5 protein-coding genes are annotated in these 2,974 nt (G+C 57.1%); 2 read left to right on the top strand and 3 right to left on the bottom strand.

Annotation, left to right across the window (positions count from 1 at the left end; genetic code table 11):
* The first annotated feature begins 105 nt into the window (after positions 1 to 105).
* Positions 106 to 912, top strand: coding sequence for a hypothetical protein (locus WA354_RS04300; RefSeq protein ID WP_472811776.1), 807 nt, complete (start codon positions 106 to 108; stop codon positions 910 to 912).
* 15 nt (positions 913 to 927) lie between these two features.
* Here the strand turns inward: WA354_RS04300 and WA354_RS04305 are convergent, their stop codons facing one another.
* The 3 genes from WA354_RS04305 to WA354_RS04315 form a co-directional block, all read right to left on the bottom strand.
* The gene (locus WA354_RS04305; RefSeq protein ID WP_472811777.1) at positions 928 to 1,758 is read right to left on the bottom strand and encodes a hypothetical protein; all 831 of its coding nucleotides are present in this window, start codon (positions 1,756 to 1,758) and stop codon (positions 928 to 930) included.
* A gap of 82 nt (positions 1,759 to 1,840) precedes the next feature.
* On the bottom strand, positions 1,841 to 2,122 hold the full coding sequence (locus WA354_RS04310; protein ID WP_472811778.1) for a hypothetical protein: 282 nt from the start codon (positions 2,120 to 2,122) through the stop codon (positions 1,841 to 1,843).
* Positions 2,119 to 2,400, bottom strand: a complete 282-nt coding sequence (locus WA354_RS04315; RefSeq protein ID WP_472811779.1) for a DUF2277 domain-containing protein — start codon at positions 2,398 to 2,400, stop codon at positions 2,119 to 2,121. The genes WA354_RS04310 and WA354_RS04315 overlap by 4 nt, the downstream gene beginning before the upstream one ends.
* 110 nt (positions 2,401 to 2,510) lie before the next feature.
* Here WA354_RS04315 and WA354_RS04320 point away from each other — a divergent pair.
* Positions 2,511 to 2,974: purine-nucleoside phosphorylase (locus WA354_RS04320; RefSeq protein ID WP_472811780.1), on the top strand; the 464-nt coding region annotated here is incomplete at its 3' end.

Consider the following 2,974-nt stretch of genomic DNA (forward strand, 5'->3'; position numbering starts at 1 on the left):
GGCCATTGAAATAAAAAAGGTTGTACATCTTTGACCGGCAGGCCCACAAATCGCCAATAATCAAATGCGCATCTCACCCATTTGGAGGCCTTCCCCAGGGTGCAAATGCCCGGAACATTGCGAATTGCAATTTGCCTGCTCGCAGCTATCTGTGCAGTGGGACTGCTTGCTTTTCGCTATGATCCAGGTCCGTCGAGGCCTTTGGCTGCAACCACGCCTGATACCCCCCCTGCTCCCATCCTGAAGCCAGCACCCTCAACGCCGATTGCCGAACAAAAGGCGGCGCTGGGCGACGACGAAACCTGGCGGCCAGAGTGGGATGGCACGATTGAAAAGGCGCTTCCCGCCGATCTGCTTGAACCTGAAATGTCCAGCAACGTAAGGCAATTCTGCCCGCGCTTCAGTTTTATGAAGGAAGTGGACAAGCGCCAGTTCTGGGCCTACTTCTTTCAGGCGCTTTCCGGCGCGGAAGCGGGGCTGAAAGCGACCTCGAATGTCCAGCACACTGAACCGCAGGTTGCGGTCGTGGATAGAGTCAGTCATCGCATGGTGCGCAGCGAAGGCCTGCTCCAACTCACCTACGAGGACGCGAAGCGATACGGATGCGACTTCGACTGGGAAACAGACAAGCATCTGCAGGAGCACGATCCGGACAAAACGATTCTGCAGCCGGAGAACAATTTGCTCTGCGGTGTGAATATCCTCCAGAACCAGCTTGTCGTTCAGAAACGACCCCTTCTGACAAAGGCCAGCTACTGGTCTACGCTGCGGCCTGGTTGGCCTGGCTATCGAGTGTTCCTGAAGCAGATGGCGAATGTGCCCTCCACGTGCGGGCGGCCGATCTCAAAAGCTGAAATGTCAAAGTCTGCTCAGCAGGATTCTGGATCCTCTACGCTCGCAGCATCGCGATAGCTCTCCGCTCAAAAGCTACCGTGCGCGATGAAGCGCCTGCTCCCGCGCCGGATCCGGGCTGCGACGGAGCAATTCATTCTGAGCCTGTTGCAACGTCGTTCCGGCTGCTATCTGCTCAAAATTTGTCTTCACATCGTCTTCCTCTTCCGAGATCGTTTTAAAAATGAGGGCGTGCCCTTGAATATGGACGTGTGTCTCGGTGATCTGCCAGACATGGGGCGAGAGTTCACGCCGTTCCACGTCGAACGTACCGCCAGCCTCGAGTTCGCCCAGAAGCCCATATCCAATCTTGACGTCGCGGATCAAGCGTCCTTTTAGGCTAACAATGCGATGCTGATCGCGGTCAATCGCCATGTCACCTTCCATCGCAGCGAAGACGCGGGCCTCGAGATCCGGCGGCTGGAACTGCGGATCGGGTTTGAAATGGAGCAGAATGTCGCTTCCTTGCGACCCTGCATTCGTCCAGATGAAGGCGTCGGGCAGGATCTTCAGAAGTTCAGTGGCCTGCTCATCATCATGCTGACCGCTCCTGCGCCGTTTAGCCTGCGCGCGAGAGTCATGGATGAAGGCGCCCATCTCCTGGCGTTGTTGCGATTCGGAGAGAGTCTGCCCGTCGCGTTCAACTACGCGATCGACACTCACCGGATTGGCTTCGGCGACCCACTGCTTGACGGACTTACTGGGCTGGCGATCTATCTCGAAATAAAGCCAGTGGGAGTGGTCATCGCGGCTTGCGGCGAGTTCAGTTTGAACGGCTTGCCTAACGATGTCGCGGGGACTTTGAGCGGCGCTAGCGAGAGTTGCAGCCAGAAGAGTTGCGAACGTGAGAAACCGAGTCCTGAGCACGGAGGACCTCCGGTCGAGCGCGGCCCGAACAATAGTTTGGATGCAGATTCGGCGCGGAAGGCGGTTCCCTTCGACCATCCCCTCAAGCGGTGTTTTTAAGCCGTTGCAACCGATAAAAGAAAGTCAGAGCCGTGACCGATCCGCAACTCAGAAAGCTCGCCGCCATTCCCACGATGAGGGAAGCATCTCTTTGATACACCCCATGAACAACGCCGATCACCTGCAACACGCTGAACCCGCCGAAAGTGATCAGCGAGATCCCTTCATCAGTCTTCTTGCGCCATACGGCGAGAACCTGCGGCACAAAGAGCAATGCATTGCAGAGCAGCCCAAATCCAAAAACGACGGCGACGATCTCTTTCATGGTGTGACTTTCTCGGGAAATCTTTGTGCATTGCGAAGACGGGCCTTTTCCGCTTCTTCTTCGCGGGTGCGTGCCGGCGCGGTGGTTTCGAGCGAGGCCAGCAGGCGGGCTGAGACGGCCGCCACCTCGTCGACCGCAGTAAGGAATGCAGCTTCGTTAGCTTTGGAAGGTTTCGCGAACCCGCTGATCTTGCGCACAAACTGCAAGGACGCAGCCCGAACTTCCTCCGGCGTGACGGGAGGGTCGAAGTTGAAAAGCGTTTTGATGTTGCGGCACATGATGCAGCCTCCGCGAGAATTTAAGAGCGCGATTAAAGCCGGTAGTGCTCAGGCCGACCGGAATAAAGCGCAGTTGTAGAATCGCAGGAACGGACTTATTGAGACAAGCTATGAGCTACTTTGATGACGTTTCAGAGGCGGCACAATTTCTGCGCGCCAAGTTGGGCAGGCTCCGACCTCGCCTTGGTATCGTGCTGGGTTCCGGATTGGGCGCTGCAGCCGAAGCGGTCCACGATCAGATCGTAGTTCCCTACGAATCGATCCCCCACTTTCCCAAGTCTACGGTTGAAGGTCATTCCGGCCGCCTGGTTGCAGGCATGCTCGGGGGAGCGCCGGTAGTGGTGATGCAGGGCCGGGTGCACTTCTACGAGGGCTACTCGGCCAGCGACGTTACCTTCCCCATGCGCGTTATGGGTGCGCTGGGCGTGCGTGCGGTGATTCTCACCAACGCAGCGGGCGGCATCGCCGAAGGATACAAAATCGGGCAGCTTGTTCTTATCGCCGACCACATCAACATGATGGGTTGGAATCCGCTGATCGGTCCCAATGAACCTCGTTTCGCTTTCGACGTCCC

This window comes from Occallatibacter sp., from assembly GCF_049802275.1.
Lineage (GTDB): Bacteria > Acidobacteriota > Terriglobia > Terriglobales > Acidobacteriaceae > Telmatobacter.

Bases quoted from the DNA above. Each gene is read 5' to 3' on its own strand.
- WA354_RS04300 (WP_472811776.1), top strand. From the start codon at position 106: ATGCCCGGAACATTGCGAATTGCAATTTGCCTGCTCGCAGCTATCTGT.
- WA354_RS04310 (WP_472811778.1), bottom strand. From the start codon at position 2,122: ATGAAAGAGATCGTCGCCGTCGTTTTTGGATTTGGGCTGCTCTGCAAT.
- WA354_RS04315 (WP_472811779.1), bottom strand. From the start codon at position 2,400: ATGTGCCGCAACATCAAAACGCTTTTCAACTTCGACCCTCCCGTCACG.